1 pseudogene is annotated in these 380 nt (G+C 71.3%); it reads right to left on the reverse strand.

The features are described from left to right. Positions 1-55 precede the first annotated feature (55 nt). A pseudogene (locus tag G3I78_RS50905) lies at positions 56-380 on the reverse strand (hypothetical protein); the annotation flags it as partial.

Raw genomic sequence — 380 nt, forward strand, 5'->3', positions numbered from 1 at the left:
CCGTCCCACCTGGGGGGGTTGTGGGGGTCAGGGCCGGTGACCGGTCAGCGACTGGTCAGACACCCGCGAGTTCGCGGGGGCGGATCTTGTACGTGCCGGGCTTCTTGGCGTTGAGGTCCTCCACAAGGCGGCCCTCGGCGCGCATGTCGCGGATCTGGTTCTTGATCCACGTGGTCTTGCGGCCGATCTCCTCCGAGTACGCGAGGAGGTCGGCGGGGGTGATCGTGGTGCGGCCCTGCGCGTGCCACTCGTCGAGCAGCACCTCCATCGCCTCCCGGGCGTCCTCCGGGCCGAGGTCCTGGCGGGTGTCTGCCGGGACGAGGGGCATGTCGTCGCCGTCCTGCGGCTCCTCCGGGTCCACGGTCGGGCCCAGGTCCTCG

Origin of the sequence: Streptomyces sp. SID13726, from assembly GCF_010548375.1 — a bacterium.
In the GTDB taxonomy this organism is placed as follows: domain Bacteria; phylum Actinomycetota; class Actinomycetes; order Streptomycetales; family Streptomycetaceae; genus Streptomyces.